Here is a 16,795-nt window from a genome sequence, read left to right as displayed (position 1 = left end):
TGATGTTCTTATCCTTAAAATGGACATTCAATAATCAGGGAGGTAAAAAAAGATCACCTGCATGGGAACAGGTTGAAGAATACCTGAGTAAACTTGAAGGCGAAGCAGGAACTCTGACTCTTGTTGCCCTTGATGGTGCAGACGTTGGACCTGATATGCTTCAGGTAAGAGCAGAGAATGGTAATTATATGCTGACTCTTGGTGAAGAAACAGATGATGACTATAGGGTGCGATTTTACTGGGATCAATCCCGGCCTAATGATAAATTATTGATATTGGGTGATTATTGGTCTGAGCAACAATTGACAAAAGACTTTGAACTTGTTGTTAGAGTGTTTAAAGAGTTTTTTGATACTGGTAATGTATCAGGGGATATTTTGAACTGAGATAAGAATCCCGGCCAGTTGGCTAGAGTTCTCAAACATTGAAAATTATCACCTTCCACGGCTGCAATCGGGACACATCAGGTACGATGTTGTGATTGGTTTTTCTTTAACTGCATTGGGTAAAATGGCTTAACAGGCTGAAAAAACGTGCCTGAGAAAAAATTGCCCGCGCTAAAATGCACAGGAAAAATTAGATTATAAAGTGCTCAGTGTTTCAGGATGAATTCTGTTAGATGGCTGATTGCGCCCAGGATAAAGTTGTTGTTGCGAATAATGCTTTGTGGAGCAACCCCGTACATGAGGAAGATGAGCGGAAAGATGAGTGTAGGAATCATTCATTAAAATCATACTGACAAATTCGATGCTCTTGGTATTATTAATGCGGATGGAGAAGCTTTGATAAATGGAATATCCAAAACTTAAGTTCCTAAGATACTGCCAAAGTTACATGAGTTTACAACCCCGGCCCAAGAGTCAGTCATTCCTCAGGGTGAATAAGCAAGCCTGCGCGAACATACGGAAGCACTATTTATTACCCACCAAATACGAATCCTGGTAGTTTCGATTGGGTTTTATGCATGTTCACCTATTTAAGTAGCTTCTACAGTATGATGTTTATCAAATTAAAGAACATTTATTTACGTTTTCTGTTCGAAGTAACAGTTATTAACCCAGGACTTTCGTTTTGTTTTATGGCATTTTTCAGTTCATCACTTTTTTAGCCATAATATTCAGAGGGAAGCATACATTCCAACTGCTTTTACTCATTCATACTCCTGAACCCAAAAGATAAAAGCCCCAGGCATCATTCTCAGGCTTTTACCTCCCGGTTGCCTCATGATTAGTGCGTTGACTGACTGACCAGCGCGGTCAAATCGGCTTCCTTATTAATTACGCTTGCGGAAGAGGCTTTATCAACCAGCTGAGGCAGATATTTCACAAGCAGGTTCAGTGCGTCGCTGGTGTTAATGCCCGTTTGATCAGCAGGTTGTTCAATGACCTCTGGGTTAATCATCTAGTCCCATCCCAGCAATCCGGATCGTATTGCCCCGGGTCAGGTGCTGAAAATCCCTGAATATCGCCAGCCGACTAAGCCAGCGGGTCTGTTATGACGGCGGTTTTTTTTGCGGGTTGCTGCGTATGTAACCTGGTATCTGAAGGATGTGTGCCTGTGCGGGCTAAAGCCAGCTGGCGTTGACGTTATTTGCAGAGGGACATCAAAGAAACAGTGCGCAGGAAACGAAATCCGGGCCGTCTGAAAAGCAAAAAAGCAGCTATCCGGGGATAGCTGCTTTTTCTAATCTGGCTCCTCTGACTGGACTCGAACCAGTGACATACGGATTAACAGTCCGCCGTTCTACCGACTGAACTACAGAGGAATCGTTGGAACGAGGCGAATATTAACGACGTCGCCCGAAGGTGTCAACAGCAAAAAATACATTATCATTCAACTGGCTAGCTTTAAAGCAATGCGATCACGAATTAAGCACTTTGGGCCGTCTCTTCGGCCATTCTGCCCAGGGGATCCTGCTGATAAAAATGCTGAAGATGCTGGTACATGGCCGGAAAGCGTTCAGCCAGCAGAGCCGGGGCCGTAAAAAAGTATTCAGAGAGAACGGCGAAGCACTCTGCCGGATCGCTGGCGGCGTAGGGATCGATAGTCGCTGCCTGTTCACCCACCAGTTCCACTTCCGTTTCAATCTCCGCCATCGCGGCACGCAGGTCGTTTTCCCACTGCGCTACATCACGCAGTGGCATCACAGGCACGCCGCTGGTGTAACCACTGCCGCGCGCATCCAGCTTGTGTGCCACCTCGTGGATGACCAGATTGAATCCGGAGAGATCAAACGAATCCTGAATATCGAGCCAGTTGAGCACCACCGGTCCCTGCGTCCAGCTCTGCCCGGCATGAACGGCGGGGGAACGGTGAACCAGTCCATCCTCATCCTGCCACTGATCTTCAACGCTGAACGGCTCAGGATAGAGGAGTACGTCATGAAACCCGTCCAGCCATTCCAGACCCAGTTTCAGCACCGGCAGGCAGAAGAGCAGGGCGATGCGTACGCTGCGTAGTTCATCCAGCTCAGCACCCGCCATTACCACCAGTTTTTTCTGTTGTAAAAAGCGCGTCGCCAGGGCGACCAGCGCCTGCTGCTCGGTCTCACTGAGCGGGCTGAAGATCGGTTGCGCCAGTCCCTGCTGCCAGGGCAAGGCAACCAGCCTGTCGTTATGCGTTTTCCAGGGCCATTTAAACATCGCAACTCCTGCACAGAACCGGACTCTCTGGCTATCCTGACGGGCCAGATATAAAAATGCCAGCATCAAATGCTGGCATCAGATTCTGACTTCAGGGCTGAAAGCCTATTCAACCTTTTAGCGCGACCGTTGTCTGTGATTTAGCCCGCAAAGCACGGGACTGAAAAGTTACTTTCGTTCAACACGCTGAAATTCAATGACCCAGACCCAGGGGTTCACTTCCCAGCTGGTGGCACCGTACTGCTTTTGCCACGCTTTACGGTACGCCTCTTTGGGTGACTCGGAATTGACGTTCATGGTGAAAAAATTATTCAGGAAGTGAGAGTCGGTCTGTACGCCTTCCGCCATGATGTCATCTTCACTGATATCCTGGATTTTTTCCGCACGCACGCCGGTGATCTCCAGATTGATACGGCTGGCCCAGCGCGGCATGTGGATGGCGGTCTGCCAGCCAAACTCTTCAGCTTCTGGCGTGCTCATCGCATGCTGCCCCAGCTCGTTGCTGTCCGCCCGGTACTGGCAAAATTCCGGCTGACGAAACGGCGTCGGGTCGCGTTCATATTCTGCCAGATCGTGCTCTGGTACCATGGGGCCGCGCCAGGTCTCACGCACCCAAAGAATGTCACCGGGTTTGCCATACGGGCACTGGTAGCTGATGTCTGACATCGACATTATTTTATAGCCATGAAGATGGTTCGCGCTCACATCGAAAGCGTGTACGCCTTCATGGTGATCCTGTCCCGGACCAAAAGCCTGCGTTTTCATAATGCGCCGGGTTTGTGTTTGCTGGCCAACCAACAGGGCACGAACACGCTGTTCGGAAAAAAGAATCGGCCGTTCTTTCATGGATTACCTCTTTTTATTAGTAGAACCCGGTTACTGCTGTAAACGTCCATTTGCTTCACATCTGAGAGTTATCATAAAGGCTTTAAATCAGTCTGCTTAATAATTTTTCGCCTGACAGTCACTTTAATAGCGCCACGGCAGGGGTAGAAAAGCAGCAAAATGCAAAAAGCGCACCAACACTTCAACTGCCAGCGGCAGAAAACGATGAAGAGCACGGATACAGTACGTTATAACGGTAAAAATAGGAACCTTTTCAGTTTTTTTCCCCCCTTGCACGCCACAATTTTACAATTATTGATCACGAAAAAAACAGTTCAGGTAATTCCGTCGACACCTTGCAGGCAGAACAAAACATTACTGATGTTAAACTAATTTTCTTAGCAGCAATTCACTGAGGAAAGGCTGAAAACCGCCGAAATTGCGGTTATTGTGTAACAGAGATGCTATATAGATGATCCAGATCTCATTTTCCTGCCCGACTTTGCAGGCAGCCCCGCTCTTTTTGACCGCACTGTAAAAAAAGTGTCATTAGCCAGTCGCTATGATGGCTTGCCGTTCGCGCACTGATTACGACAGAGAAACCGCTGTCGATTACTACAGGGAGACAGACTATGTCACTTACACTCTGGCAATCTCGTTACGAAAGCTGGTTTCAGGCGAACTGGATCCACGACGATGGCGCGCACGATATCGCCCATCTGCGGCGTGTATGGATGAGCGCACAGCGAATCATGACCGGGACACCGGCCGATCCATTGGTGATAGTCACTGCCTGCTATTTTCACGATGTCGTTAATCTGCCTAAAAATCACCCGGAGCGTCATCTCGCCTCAACGTATGCCGCAGTGGAAACCCAGCGAATACTGCAGCAGGATTTTCCCGATTTTCCGGCTGAAAAAATAGAGGCTGTTATGCATGCCGTGAAAACGCATAGTTTCAGCGCAGGCATACCGCCGCAAACACTGGAAGCGAAGATTGTGCAGGATGCTGACAGACTGGAGTCACTGGGCGCGATAGGGCTGGCGCGGGTCTTTTATACGGCAGGAGCCCTGAATCGGCCGCTGTTCGACAGCCAGGATCCGCTGGGTAAAGATCGCGAGCTGAATGATGTTAAATGGACGCTGGATCACTTCCAGAAGAAACTGCTGCGTCTGCCAGAGACGATGCACACGGAAACAGGTCGCCGGCTGGCGGAACACAACGCAGATTTTCTGGTGCGTTATATGGCGAAACTCTACGCCGAACTGCAGGGCAATCTGACAGGAATTGATGAGGCGGTGCTGCGGGATTTCACGCCATTGCGCGCAGAATATTAAATTTTTATGACAGTATGTTAATCGAAACGGTCATCCGGTAGCGTGTAGCAATAACAAAAAGGAGTGGCGCAATGACCGAAACTGTTAATTTGACGATTAAAATTGACCCTGAACTGAAAGAAACGATCAAACAGCTGGCGCTGGAAAATCAGATTTCAATGAGCCAGGAGATCGTTCAGCGATTGCAGGCCAGTCTGGAAACGCATCCGCATCCGGCTATTGATAGTCAGGACCTCACCGAAGCGTCAGCAGACAAAGCAACGGCTGCTGATGAAAAGGCTGATGGGCTGACTGCGACCGAGCTGAAGCAGATTCGCCTGCTGCTGAAAAAGCAGGGTAAAAAGAAGAAATAAAAAAGAAACCCGTCGAAAGACGGGTTTTTCTTTTCAGCGCGATGATGACATCAGCTGGCGGATATGCGGCAGCAGCAGCTGAGCCACCGCGGCGAACACCGGCACCACCACCGAATTACCAAACTGCTTATACGCCTGCGTGTCTGATACCGGAATGCGGAAGGGCGCCTGGCCTGGCACATCAAAACCCATCAGGCGGGCGCACTCGCGCGGCGAGAGGCGACGCGGACGGCGGGCCATGTTGTCAGCATCCTGAAATCCGGCTTCACCAGACGCACTGTCCCAGCCGCGGTCAATCAGAATCTCTGAGCCATCTTTATAATAACGTGCCGACAGCGTTCGTACACAGCAGTCTGGATTTCGCGGATCGTTCAGGCCAAAACCAAATCCATTGCCACGGGCTTTGTGCTTCTTTGCATACTGATAGAGATAGCGCCACAGCACCGGCGACAGAATATATTTGTCGTCCGGAGCGTGCTCCAGCAGGCTCTGCAGGCTTGGCACCTGCGCAGGATAGAACTGGCGGATATCGCGCAGCGTAAAGTCCTGTTTTTTCAGATCGCGGCGAATGCCCACCAGCACAATGCGTTCACGATGCTGAGGCAGAAAGTGACGCGCATCGATCACTTTGGCATCCGGGCTGCTGGCACCGGCATCGGCGACGTCATAACCCAGCTCATCCAGCGTCTCCATGATTATGGTGAAGGTCCGGCCTTTATCATGGCTTTTCAGGTTCTTCACGTTTTCCAGCACAAAAAATGGCGGCTTTTTGGCGGCCAGAATGCGGGCCACATCGAAGAACAATGTGCCCTGAACCTGACATTCAAAGCCGTGTGCACGGCCCAGCGCATTCTTTTTGCTGACGCCCGCCAGTGAAAAGGGCTGACAGGGGAAACCGGCCAGCAGTACCTGATGATCGGGAATAGCGGCATCAATTGCCCGGTAGATGTCGTCATCACCGGTCAGCCCTTCCGGCTGCGTAACCTGACGGATATCGGTGTTGAAGTGATGCTCCAGCGGATCGCTATAGTGGTTCGCTTTATATGTGCGCACCGCCTCTTTATTCCATTCACTGGTAAAAACGCACTTGCCGCCAATCGCCTCAAAACCTTTACGAATACCGCCAATCCCGGCAAAGAGGTCGATAAAACGGAATTCAGGATTATCATAATGGGCGGGCCGCGATGGCAGCAGCGACTGCAGCAGCCGCTGTTCCGCCTCACTCAGGGGAGGCAGTGAGCTTTTACCCTGACGTATGCGGTTCAGCAGGGCTGGCGTCCAGCCGGTCAATCCGGCCTGTTGCAGGCGGGCCGTGAGATCACGCACCGAATAGATTTCCAGCACCTGCTGCACGCGTTCAGACGCATCGGCAGAGGGAAGGGCGGCAGAGAGTGGTTCAGCGAGGGCGGCGGGATGCATGCATTTTTCCTTAACAGTAAGGCGCCTATGCTATCACTCCCTGCGCTGTGAGGAAATTCCGGGATGTGCTCTGCCATAGCACCCCGGAATCTTCTGCTTTTACGGCCCCGCTTCCAGCGTCAGCCAGCCGCGACTTTCGCTTTTCGCTATGCAGGCTAAAGTTACATAACCAGCAAAAAAGGAGAGGTTATGGCTGATGTTCACTCCAGCGAAACACGCAGCAAAAATATGCGTGCGATTCGCGCTCAGGATACGGCCATTGAGCAGCGTATTGCGCTGTTGCTGAAAGACCGTGGCTTCAGCTATCGCGTGCAGGATAAAAACCTGCCGGGGCGGCCTGACTTCGTTCTGACAGAGCAGCAGGCGATTATTTTTGTTCATGGCTGTTTCTGGCATCGTCATCACTGCTATCTCTTTAAACTGCCCGCGACGCGCACAGAGTTCTGGACCGGAAAAATCAACAGTAATGTTGAGCGCGACCAGCGCTACGTGCGCCAGCTGCAGGCGGCAGGCTGGAAGGTACTGATTATCTGGGAGTGTGCGCTGCGGGGCAAACTGCGCCTGGCAGACCAGGATTTGCTGGAACGGCTGGAGGAGTGGCTGCTGGTGATGTCAGAGAGTGCTGAGATCGATTATCAGGGCATCCATCATTACCACGCAGATTGCTAATCCGCGACATAATTGGTTAGATCTGCGCTTTCTCCGTGGCCAGGAGGCCGAAATGAGCAGCATAAAACTGACGGTAAAACGCCTTTACCAGATCCGTGATGAGCGGATGGTTAATACAAAAGCGACCGCGCGGGTCTACTGCGGGGAAAGGCTGATCGCCACGGAGGAGATCACCGGCATGACCGAAAGCCCGGTCAGTAAATATCTGCATGCGGCAGGCTCAGCAGGCGAAGCGGTGCGGGTAGAGTGGGATTGCGAGGGCATCGCCGAGATGACCGTGACGGAAATTGAACGCTGCCCATGTTGTCAGCATAACGAACCAGACTAAGGATAAGATTTTGGCAGGAACCAGTTTACTCACTTTACTTGATGATATTGCAACACTTCTGGACGATATTTCCGTCATGGGGAAAGTGGCGGCGAAAAAAACGGCAGGCGTGCTGGGTGACGATTTGTCACTGAATGCCCAGCAGGTCACAGGCGTCAAAGCCAATCGCGAGCTGCCGGTGGTCTGGGGCGTAGCCAAAGGGTCGTTTCTCAATAAACTGATCCTGGTGCCACTGGCGCTGATCATCTCCGCGTTTGCGCCCTGGCTGATTACTCCGCTGCTGATGATTGGCGGTGCCTACCTGTGCTATGAAGGCGTCGAGAAGGTGCTGCACAGCCTGCAGCATGACAAGCAGAGTAAATCACCGGAAGCACGGCAGAAGCGACTGGATTCTCTGGCGAATCAGAACCCAGCGGAGTTCGAAAAGAAGAAGATTAAAGGCGCAGTACGGACCGATTTTATTTTGTCTGCGGAGATCGTCGCCATCACACTGGGCATCGTCTCGGAGTCGCCGCTGCTGAATCAGGTTATCATCCTGGCGGGCATCGCAATTCTGGTCACTATCGGCGTTTACGGCATCGTCGCGGCGATTGTGAAAATTGATGACCTGGGCTTCTGGCTGCGTGATAAACCCTCGCGCATTGCACAGGGCATCGGTGGCGTGCTGCTGGCTGCTGCCCCCTGGCTGATGAAGATTCTCACCGTCGTCGGCACGATTGCAATGTTCCTGGTCGGCGGCGGCATTGTGGTGCACGGCATTGCGCCGCTGCATCATCTGATTAAGGATGTCAGCGGCGGCTTTAACGGTTGGATCGCGATGTTGCTCAGTAACGGTGCCAATCTGGTACTGGGCTTTATCATTGGGTCGATCGTGCTGTTGGTGGTCAACCTTATTGCCAGAGTGCGCGGAAAATCGGTATAAAGCGCACTGTGATTTACGGTCAGGAGAATGACAATGAACGACGACATGTTTGAATTTGATATCGACGCACAACTTGAGCAGGCTGAAGCGAAAGCGGAGAAAAAAGCCAGCGAAGTGCCGGACGATTTGGGTGACGAAGCCGACTGCGAAGGTTGCAAAATCTGACCTGAGCGTCAGCGCCTCAACGTTTCTTCAAAGCGGATAATATTTTTTATCCGCTTTTTTTATTTTCCGCATATCTCTCTGCTTAATTCTGAATTTGCCCTTTTTTTGCGTGCCTTAACAGGCAGGAACCCCGTTCGCCTGCTATAAAGGAAATCATCACCCCGGTTATTAACATTGGTAAAAGGAGCGCATCATGGTTTTTGCAATCAGTGAGGAAGTGCAACACAAGGAAGAAGGGCAGACAATGGTGGTGACTGGCTACGCCAGTGGCATGGTCGAGTGCCGCTGGTACGACGGCTATGCGGTGCGCAGTGAAGCTTTCCGCAGTGATGAGCTGCGTGCAACTGCACCGGCGCAGCAGCTGGCGGGCTGAATTTCCAGGCCCGGGCTTGACGACCCAACAGGCCCGGTTTCTGACAGGCGGTGGCGGGCACGTCCTGTGCCGCCCGGTCAGTTTCAGACGTTGCCGTCGTTATCCTCTTCTACGGCCTGATAGATGCGCTGTAAGACATCCGGGAAAGCAGACTGAACCCGACTCCAGCTCGGGATAAAAGGCTTATCATTAGGCCGTTCAATAAAGGCCTGTCCCGCTTCCAGAATCGACTGGGTAAACATCTCTACTGCCGCTTCCTCAACATGCTGATCAAACTTCAGGCCGTTCATTGCCGCCTCATGGTTATACGTCTCCATCATATCCAGCGCATTACGGTAATAAGTCGCTTTCAGCACACGGAACGAATCGCTGGTCAGCGGGACGCCCATCGTCGCGAGCTTACGCAGCAGAGACTGAACGATGTCGTTACTCATGCGTTTCAGGCCTCCCGTACCATCCTCTTCCGCCAGCGGCTGGTGTTTATGATCATAATTGTCAGCAATTTCAACCTGACAGGACTGGCGGGTTGTGTAGTTACGGTAAATCTCCGACAGCACGCCAATCTCCAGCCCCCAGTCACCCGGAATTTTAATGCCATTCAGGACATGCGTCCGCATCGCGAACTCGCCAGAAAGGGGATAGCGGAAGCTCGACAGGTAATCCAGATACTCTGAATGGCCGTAGACTTTCTGCAGCGAGCGCAGCAGCGGGCCGACCAGTAGCCGGCCTACGCGGCCATTAAGTTTGCCATCGGCTACGCGTGCATAGAAGCCTTTACAGAACTCATACTGAAAGGCGGGATTTGCCAGCGGGTAGAGCAGGCGAGCCAGCATCCCGCGCTCATAGGTGACGATATCGCAGTCATGAAGGGCAACACAGCTGGTGCGATCTGAGGCCAGTGTATAACCGGTGCAGAACCAGACATTGCGGCCTTTGCCAGGCTGAGTAGGGGAGAGGCCCTCTTTGTCCAGCTCAGCATCAATCGCCTTCAGGCGCGGGCCATCATTCCAGAGAATGCGATGCCGTTGTGGCAGCCGGGAGAAAAATTCGCGGGCATGCAGAAACTGGTCGCGGTCAGCCCGATCCAGACCGATAACAATCTCATCCAGATAGGGCACTTTTGCCAGCTCATCGACGATATTCGTCAGCGCCGGGCCTTCCAGTTCGGAAAACAGCGATGGCAGGATCAGCCCCATTTTGCGTTTGCGGGCAAAGCGTACCATCTCTTTTTCCAGCGACTCCACGCTGCGGTGGGTCAGATTGTGGAAGTTAGTGATTACGCCATTCTGATAAAAGTCACTCATCGCATCATCCTTACAATGCCCGTGGGCAGCTTATTGAGGTTGAGTCAAAAAATAGTCCAGCCCTTCACGCCAGCCCTCCGGGCCGTGATGCGCCGTGTGATAGACCTGCTGCTGATCGGTGCGCGTGAGCGTGACCGGGGTTTTACTGTAGCCCCGGATCACCACGGCGTAATCCACCGCATCCAGCATCGGGGCATCGTTGGGTCCGTCGCCCAGGCCGATGGTGATGCGCGCCTCGCCGGGTGAGTTGTCCAGCAGCCAGCGCAGCGCTTCGCCCTTGCCGCTGCCTGCGGGCATCACATGCCAGAAACGGCCGCCCTGGGTCAGCGCCAGGCCTTCGGGCCCCAGTGCTTCGCGGAACTGCGCCAGTGCCTCCTCACTGTCGCGCCAGACCACCACCTCGGACGCATCGCGTTGACGCGCCAGTGCCGCATCCGCCTCGCTCAGCCCGGTCATTGAGGCGACGTCCGGGTCAGAGAAGTCATGAAAACCGGTGAAGCGATAAGTCGATTTCATGGCGGCCAGTCGTTCGCAGATTGCTTCATAGTCCAGCGTATGATTCGGGCAAACCCGTTGCTGATCGTGTGTCTGTACCACGGCGCCGTTTTCAGCAATAAAGGGCGAGCCACTGATACCCAGCCTTTTCTGCAACGGTATAATCTCGGCGGCCGTTTTACTGGAACAGATCACCAGCGGCACGGCCTGCTGTTTCAGCGTGGCAAGCCATTCGCTGGCCGCATCCCAGCGATAGGTATGATGGTCGAGCAGTGAACCATCCAGGTCGGTAATAATCATTAACGGCTGATGGAGATCGGGCATAGGCAGGCTCCTTTCATCACGTTCGCGGCTAAAGCAGCGATTTTTCAATATTATAGTTGAATCTGGCGCACACCCTGGCCAATGCGCCGCCCGCGATTAATCCAGGAATAATCTTAAAAAAGAGGGGCAAAAGCAGGGAAGACGGTAAGCAAGCAGGAACTAAGTGGCTGTCTGGCACGGTGTTTTCGGTAACATGGCAACCGTAATTTCCAGATAGTGTGCAGAAATGTGCATATCAGGTACTTGTTTCAGTGGTGGGATAGCGTAATCTTCAGAGGTGTTAAGAATTCCCTGGTGTAACGAATTGAATTTTTACCCGGCCATCCCGCCGGGTATTTTTTTGAAATCGATTTCAGCGGTTGGCTTCACTGGCACGGTAGTCGCAGATGTCGATTTCAAACGCCTCAGCCAGTTCACTGTAAGAGTGAAAAATCCGGCCATCCGCTTCAAGCCGCGGTGCCTGCTCCTGCTCCATATAATCCCGCACTTCGCCCGATGTTCTGGCCTGAATGGCCGCGAGCAATCTTTCGATATCCACCTTCAGTCCGGACGGTTGCCTGTCGCTGTGCTGTTTTTCGTCTGTCATAGTCTGACTCCTGCGTGCAAACAGAGTGATCAGTATAGAACGCGACAATGGCAGCGGAGATCGGACAGATTACAGATAAAAAAAAGCCCGCGCTGCGCGGGCAAAATCCTTGTTACTAACAGGTTGGCTGCACCTCTGGGGGGGCAGCAGCAGACAGAGTGTAAAGGCCCCGGGCGTCAGAAGTCCTGCAGCAAACTGTCAGGAAATCGAAAAGGTGCATCCTTACTCAGATTTACCTGACTTTTCGCCTGACCAGAGCAGATTCGGCTATAGTTAAAGATAAAGCTGATTTATTTCAACACCTAAAGGAAGGGTTATGGATATCTTAAAAATTATTATCGCCATTCTGCTGCCACCTCTGGGCGTGTTTATGCAGGTAGGTTTTGGCGGCGCTTTCTGGCTGAATATCCTGCTGACGCTCTGTGGTTATATCCCGGGTATCGTTCACGCTGTCTGGGTTATTGCCCGTCGCTAGGGCGCTGCATCGCCACGGTTCTTCGTTTAGACTGTATGCAGCTAATCATCAGGAGAACCGATAATGAAGGTTAATGACCGCGTCAGCGTCAAAACCGACGGCGGCCCGCGCCGCACGGGTACTATTCTGGCTATTGAGCCATTTAATGAGGGCACTATGTTTCTGGTAGCGCTTGAAGATTATCCGCTGGGCATCTGGTTTTTCAATGAACTGCACCAGCCGGATGGCATCTTTGTCGAGCCTTATCAGGATGCCTGACCTGACGCGACGTAAAAAAGCCGCCTTCCCGCTAAGGGGCAGGCGGCTTTTTGCTGTCTGAAGCCGGGCGACGGCTGGGGAGCGCAAGGCCCGGCTCCCACTGGCATTCCGGTGAATGCTGCCCGTAGCCTTAACCGGTGAGAATCAGAAGGTTTCCCAGTTATCGTTACCGGCAGCCAGTACCGGACGTGGGGCAATAGCAGGGCTCTTCAACTTTACAGCCTCACGCGCAGGCGCACGGGTAGTTTCAGGCGCTTCCTGCAGACGAAATGCTGCCACGGCCTGGGTCAGTTTACCTGCCTGATCTTCCAGGGAGGCGGCCGCCGCGGTGGCTTCTTCCACCAGAGAGGCGTTTTGCTGGGTCACATTATCCATTTCGGTAACGGCCTGGCTGACCTGCTGAATACCCCGGCTCTGTTCGTCCGATGCCGCCGCAATCTCTGACATAATATCGGTCACGCGACGTACCGCTTCGACAATCTCACCCATAGTGCTGCCAGCGGCGCCAACCTGAAGCGAACCATCATTAATCAGCGTGACCGACTCCGAAATCAGGGATTCAATCTCCTTAGCCGCCTGCGCACTGCGCTGCGCCAGATTGCGCACTTCACTGGCCACGACGGCAAAGCCGCGACCCTGTTCACCCGCCCGTGCAGCTTCAACGGCCGCATTGAGTGCCAGAATATTCGTCTGGAACGCAATGCTGTTAATGACGTTGGTGATTTCGGCAATTTTCTTCGAACTGCCAGAAATATTGTTCATGGTTTTCACCACGCTGCCGACCAGCTCGCCCCCGCTGCGCGCTTTACCGGACGCATCGGCGGCAAGCTGACTGGCGTGATGCGCATTCTCGGCGTTCTGTTTCACCGTCGCGGTCAGCTGCTCCATACTGGCTGCGGTCTGCTCCAGCGCGGCAGCCTGCTGCTCAGTCCGGGACGAGAGGTCAGTGTTACCGGCTGAAATTTCACTGGAACCCTGGTAAATCGCCACCGCACCTTCACGTACGGTTCCCACCGTGGTGACCAGCGCCTGCTGCATAAGCTGCAGGTTATGGATCAGCGTGCCAATTTCACTGCGACCATGAGGCAGAGGCGGGGAGGTCAGATCACCCTGAGCAATACGTTCGATACGCTGCACTGACTGGCGCAGCGGCGTAATGACTACGCGGCGCAGGAAAATAAAGGTCATCAGCACCAGCCCCAGCGCGGCGGCGAAGGCCACCGCCATCGAGATAAAGCCGACGCGCGACTGATGATCCGCCTGTGCATTGATTGCCATCGCCCGGTCAGTACGGATTTTGATCGCCTTCAGCAACACCGCATTGTAGTCATCATCCAGTTTACGGGTGACATCGGTTTCGTGAGCGATGATGCCCTCAAAGCTGCCCTGCTTACCGGCGTCGATCATCGGTATCAGGCCTTTAGTAATGTAAGCGTTAAAGCGCGCCCTGAGGCTGGCATCCAGTTCCGTATCGGCGGGCGATTTTACTTCCCGCGCCTCATAAACGGCGAAGCCCTCTTTTGCCTGCTGTATACGTTTCTCAGCCGCCGCTACATTGGCGCGAAACGCATCCATTTCACCAATACGCGCGGCGGCACCGGCCTGAATAATGGTCAGACGAGCGGTACGAAGGTGGTTGGAACTGTTTGAAAGGCCCATGCGAACCTGAATTTCATTGGTCGCATCATCAAGGGAATGATTGCTCAGAACCAGAAAGTAACTGGCGACACCAATACAGAGTGCAAACAGCAGCAGAATGCCGCCGAAGATCAGGCTAAACAGCGGCACCAGACGGAGATTCTGCCAGAGGCCCGCGTTTTTCTGTCCATCATTATCTACTGCAGTATTCATATCCTTGCTCTCTTAAGGCTGATGTTATAAATCTTAACATCGGCAAAAGAGCGTAAACACTTAACGGCAAGAGTGAGATATAGCTCTCAATTTTAAGCAATAAAAAACCGGCCATTAAGGCCGGTTTCAGCTGCGCGACAATCAGCGAATATTAACGTAAATACCCGAGGTCACATTATCGGTTAAACGCACCACATGATAAATAACCTGTTTATTATGGGTTTTGATTTTGCGTTTAATATTCCCTTTGTGTGACGATACCGTTTTGGCCTTAATTTGCATTTTGTCTGAAATCTGGATGGTGTCATGACCTGACATCCACATTTTCAGCATGTTTGACTCAGTCTGGCTTAGCGTCAACGGGTGCACATCCATGCCCGAAGAGATGCGCGCAGACTGATTAAGTTTTTTCTGCAAATAGGTGCTGAGTAAGGAGTCAAGGGTCGAGGTCTTCATCGATTTTGATGTAATAATCAGGTTCTTACGAACGTAGAGATATTCCTCAAAATGGATATTGCTGATCGCCATGAAGATAAAAAACAGTGTGTCAGGATGCTGCGTAATAATAGTGCGAATGCGTTCGCTGGAGTCTGACTCATGAATGAAACAATCTTCATTAATAAAGACGACACCAGGATTTAATTGCTCACATTTTTGCTGTAGTTGCTCAATATCGGAGACAGACGAGATGTTCTTCTTCTTAACTCCTTTTAAAGACATGTAGTCTGTTAATCCCAGGCGTGTGTAGTTGCAGGAATCCATAATAATAGTTGGCATAATAGCGACCCTCACCAATTTGTTATCCGTTTAAATCAACGATGAATACGCGTTGCGGTACGAGAGAGATTTCTTAGGTACTTTTTTATTCTGCTCGTGCAGTTTGGCAACAGGCAAACGCCCATAAAAGTCTTCATCCCTGACCCGTTCTGCAAAATTTTTGTGCTGCCCTGACGTCACACATTCTCCGGTCATGGCGGGGAGTGCCAATGAAGTGCCGGAGGTAAAGTAAAACGCATTTTTTGAGAGCAAAATCACTATCCCTGAAAACACAGAGCTTTCTGATAGGATAATTCTCAAAATCATTTGTTTTCCGAAAGTGTGACGCCTCAGCGTGCGATGACAATGCCGGAAAAAACATTTTTTAACAAGAAAAATCACTTAAAGTTTTTTTTCTCGAAAAATCAACGCTTTATCGTTATTGCCCGCTAATTCACAGTCTGACTGCTTCTGTGAACCACCCAACTAAAATACGCGAAGCCCGGTTTAATAAGTATTATTTTCAGACTCTGCGCACATTTATCAGAATTTCCTTAGTTGCATTCTGGAAAACATGGTTCGGAAAATGCAGTGATGGTTTTGCGATACTTAAGTTTTGTGATGGGAAGATAGTTAGAAACTTAATGTTCAGGGACGGGACAGTTCCGTCAGGAAGCGGGTGAGTAAATCAAAGACTTCCCCAAACAAATGCTCGCAGAACGGGGCGAGAAGGGGCATCAGCAGGCTAAGGGTTAAAATTCCGACTGTTAAGGTAATCGGGAACCCAATGGCGAAGATTGATAACTGTGGTGAAACACGGTTTAACAAACCTAGTACCAGATTTAGCATGAGTAACAAAACGATTAAGGGTAGCGCTAACATCATGCCATTAAGGAAAATTAATCCGCCCGATTTCACCAGTGCCATAAATGCGTTGGCATTAAGCGGGTGGCCGCCGATCGGCAGCGTATGAAAACTGTCCGCCAGCAGCGAGATCAGCCATAAATGACCGTTAAAGGTCAGGAAAAGTAACATTGCCAGCATGTCGAGAAAACGGGCCAGCACCGGCATGTTAAGACGACTGCCAGGATCAAAAAAGGTGGCAAAGGAAATACCCATCTGCAGACCAATTACCTCGCCCGCGCAGCGCACGGCGGCAAAGGCAAACTGCATAGTGAAACCGAGTGCAATACCAATCAGCATCTGCTGAATGAGCAGCCAGAAACCAGCCGGAGAAAACAGCGTGACATTGACGGCAGGTAACAGCGGCATCAGTAGCCAGGTAATCATTACGGCCAGCCCAATTTTGACACGCTTGCTGACCGATCGTTCACTGAGAATCGGTGCGGTGGCGAACAGCGCCATGATGCGCACCAGAGGCCAGAAGAACTGGCTGACCCACTGAACCAGCTGACTGCTGTCGAGAGTAATCATCAGCCGATGATATAAGGCAGGTTAGTAAAAACGGTACGGATATAGTCCAGCAGCAGGTTCAGCATCCACGGACCGGCAATAATACCGGTAGTGGCGACCGCCAGAATTTTAGGAATAAAGGATAAGGTCTGTTCGTTGACCTGAGTCGCCGCCTGAATCAGGCTGATCAGCAGACCGCTGACCAGCGCGGCCAGCAACAGTGGGGCGGCCAGCATCAGGGCGACGCGCATCGCTTCCTGTCCCATTACCATTACTGATTCAGGTGTCATGTGTTGCTCC

The 16,795-nt window shown here is 51.7% G+C and carries 21 protein-coding genes and 1 tRNA gene; 10 read left to right on the top strand and 12 right to left on the bottom strand.

Features of this window, described 5'->3' with window-relative positions; genetic code table 11:
• The first annotated feature begins 2 nt into the window (after positions 1-2).
• Positions 3-386, top strand: coding sequence for a DUF6911 family protein (locus ACLHDD_RS08325; RefSeq protein ID WP_427103723.1), 384 nt, complete (start codon positions 3-5; stop codon positions 384-386).
• Positions 387-1,689: 1,303 nt separating this feature from the next.
• Here the strand turns inward: ACLHDD_RS08325 and ACLHDD_RS08320 are convergent.
• The 3 genes from ACLHDD_RS08320 to ACLHDD_RS08310 all read right to left on the bottom strand — a co-directional run bounded on the left by ACLHDD_RS08320 (position 1,690) and on the right by ACLHDD_RS08310 (position 3,488).
• Positions 1,690-1,765 (bottom strand) — tRNA-Asn (locus ACLHDD_RS08320).
• A 103-nt stretch (positions 1,766-1,868) separates the two neighbouring features.
• On the bottom strand, positions 1,869-2,642 hold the full coding sequence (mtfA, locus tag ACLHDD_RS08315; RefSeq protein WP_427103722.1) for a DgsA anti-repressor MtfA: 774 nt from the start codon (positions 2,640-2,642) through the stop codon (positions 1,869-1,871).
• Between the two features lie 168 nt (positions 2,643-2,810).
• Positions 2,811-3,488, bottom strand: a complete 678-nt coding sequence (locus ACLHDD_RS08310) for a hypothetical protein (protein ID WP_427103721.1) — start codon at positions 3,486-3,488, stop codon at positions 2,811-2,813.
• A 611-nt stretch (positions 3,489-4,099) separates the two neighbouring features.
• On the opposite strand from ACLHDD_RS08310, the gene ACLHDD_RS08305 reads away from it, so the two are divergent.
• The gene (locus ACLHDD_RS08305; protein WP_427103720.1) at positions 4,100-4,804 is read left to right on the top strand and encodes a phosphohydrolase; all 705 of its coding nucleotides are present in this window, start codon (positions 4,100-4,102) and stop codon (positions 4,802-4,804) included.
• A gap of 71 nt (positions 4,805-4,875) precedes the next feature.
• A complete protein-coding gene (locus ACLHDD_RS08300; protein WP_427103719.1) occupies positions 4,876-5,157 on the top strand; it encodes an Arc family DNA-binding protein in 282 nt (93 codons plus the stop codon).
• Between the two features lie 33 nt (positions 5,158-5,190).
• On the opposite strand, the gene dcm is transcribed toward ACLHDD_RS08300, so the two are convergent.
• The gene (dcm, locus tag ACLHDD_RS08295; protein ID WP_427103718.1) at positions 5,191-6,576 is read right to left on the bottom strand and encodes a DNA (cytosine-5-)-methyltransferase; all 1,386 of its coding nucleotides are present in this window, start codon (positions 6,574-6,576) and stop codon (positions 5,191-5,193) included.
• 189 nt (positions 6,577-6,765) lie between these two features.
• Here dcm and ACLHDD_RS08290 point away from each other — a divergent pair, with 189 nt between their 5' ends.
• The 5 genes from ACLHDD_RS08290 (at position 6,766) to ACLHDD_RS08270 (ending at position 9,033) form a co-directional block, all read left to right on the top strand.
• Entirely contained in the window at positions 6,766-7,245 is a 480-nt protein-coding gene (locus ACLHDD_RS08290; RefSeq protein ID WP_427103717.1) for a very short patch repair endonuclease, read from the top strand.
• 52 nt (positions 7,246-7,297) lie between these two features.
• Positions 7,298-7,573 (top strand): hypothetical protein, encoded by a 276-nt coding sequence (locus ACLHDD_RS08285; protein WP_427103716.1) that lies wholly within the window; start codon positions 7,298-7,300, stop codon positions 7,571-7,573.
• Between the two features lie 10 nt (positions 7,574-7,583).
• Positions 7,584-8,495 (top strand): DUF808 domain-containing protein, encoded by a 912-nt coding sequence (locus tag ACLHDD_RS08280; protein WP_427103715.1) that lies wholly within the window; start codon positions 7,584-7,586, stop codon positions 8,493-8,495.
• A 33-nt stretch (positions 8,496-8,528) separates the two neighbouring features.
• Complete coding sequence (locus ACLHDD_RS08275; protein ID WP_003854444.1) at positions 8,529-8,660, top strand: hypothetical protein; 132 nt, start codon at positions 8,529-8,531, stop codon at positions 8,658-8,660.
• Positions 8,661-8,853: 193 nt separating this feature from the next.
• Entirely contained in the window at positions 8,854-9,033 is a 180-nt protein-coding gene (locus ACLHDD_RS08270; RefSeq protein ID WP_427103714.1) for a YodC family protein, read from the top strand.
• An 83-nt stretch (positions 9,034-9,116) separates the two neighbouring features.
• On the opposite strand, the gene ACLHDD_RS08265 is transcribed toward ACLHDD_RS08270, so the two are convergent.
• The 3 genes from ACLHDD_RS08265 to ACLHDD_RS08255 all read right to left on the bottom strand — a co-directional run bounded on the left by ACLHDD_RS08265 (position 9,117) and on the right by ACLHDD_RS08255 (position 11,742).
• Positions 9,117-10,337: a glycosyl transferase gene (locus tag ACLHDD_RS08265; RefSeq protein ID WP_427103713.1), complete on the bottom strand. Its 1,221-nt coding sequence runs from the start codon at positions 10,335-10,337 to the stop codon at positions 9,117-9,119.
• 30 nt (positions 10,338-10,367) lie between these two features.
• Positions 10,368-11,156, bottom strand: a complete 789-nt coding sequence (locus tag ACLHDD_RS08260) for a mannosyl-3-phosphoglycerate phosphatase-related protein (RefSeq protein WP_427103712.1) — start codon at positions 11,154-11,156, stop codon at positions 10,368-10,370.
• A 352-nt stretch (positions 11,157-11,508) separates the two neighbouring features.
• On the bottom strand, positions 11,509-11,742 hold the full coding sequence (locus ACLHDD_RS08255; RefSeq protein WP_427103711.1) for a DUF2525 domain-containing protein: 234 nt from the start codon (positions 11,740-11,742) through the stop codon (positions 11,509-11,511).
• A 316-nt stretch (positions 11,743-12,058) separates the two neighbouring features.
• Here ACLHDD_RS08255 and ACLHDD_RS08250 point away from each other — a divergent pair, with 316 nt between their 5' ends.
• Together ACLHDD_RS08250 and dsrB are read left to right on the top strand one after the other, a co-directional pair.
• Complete coding sequence (locus ACLHDD_RS08250) at positions 12,059-12,217, top strand: YqaE/Pmp3 family membrane protein (RefSeq protein WP_111141183.1); 159 nt, start codon at positions 12,059-12,061, stop codon at positions 12,215-12,217.
• Between the two features lie 63 nt (positions 12,218-12,280).
• Positions 12,281-12,475, top strand: coding sequence for a protein DsrB (gene dsrB / locus ACLHDD_RS08245; protein ID WP_427103710.1), 195 nt, complete (start codon positions 12,281-12,283; stop codon positions 12,473-12,475).
• 144 nt (positions 12,476-12,619) lie between these two features.
• On the opposite strand, the gene ACLHDD_RS08240 is transcribed toward dsrB, so the two are convergent.
• From ACLHDD_RS08240 to fliQ, 5 genes are all read right to left on the bottom strand, one after another.
• Positions 12,620-14,326, bottom strand: coding sequence for a methyl-accepting chemotaxis protein (locus ACLHDD_RS08240; protein WP_427103709.1), 1,707 nt, complete (start codon positions 14,324-14,326; stop codon positions 12,620-12,622).
• 141 nt (positions 14,327-14,467) lie between these two features.
• The gene (gene rcsA, locus ACLHDD_RS08235) at positions 14,468-15,103 is read right to left on the bottom strand and encodes a transcriptional regulator RcsA (protein ID WP_313656180.1); all 636 of its coding nucleotides are present in this window, start codon (positions 15,101-15,103) and stop codon (positions 14,468-14,470) included.
• Between the two features lie 30 nt (positions 15,104-15,133).
• Entirely contained in the window at positions 15,134-15,409 is a 276-nt protein-coding gene (locus ACLHDD_RS08230; RefSeq protein WP_427103708.1) for a hypothetical protein, read from the bottom strand.
• A 321-nt stretch (positions 15,410-15,730) separates the two neighbouring features.
• On the bottom strand, positions 15,731-16,516 hold the full coding sequence (gene fliR, locus ACLHDD_RS08225) for a flagellar biosynthetic protein FliR (protein WP_313656184.1): 786 nt from the start codon (positions 16,514-16,516) through the stop codon (positions 15,731-15,733).
• Positions 16,516-16,785, bottom strand: coding sequence for a flagellar biosynthesis protein FliQ (fliQ, locus tag ACLHDD_RS08220; RefSeq protein WP_003854466.1), 270 nt, complete (start codon positions 16,783-16,785; stop codon positions 16,516-16,518). Before fliQ ends, fliR begins: the two co-directional genes overlap by 1 nt.
• Between the last annotated feature and the right edge of the window lie 10 nt (positions 16,786-16,795).

Origin of the sequence: Pantoea sp. NSTU24 (assembly GCF_050157905.1) — a bacterium.
Taxonomy (GTDB): domain Bacteria; phylum Pseudomonadota; class Gammaproteobacteria; order Enterobacterales; family Enterobacteriaceae; genus Pantoea.
This window is presented reverse-complemented; position numbering and strand designations above follow the sequence as displayed.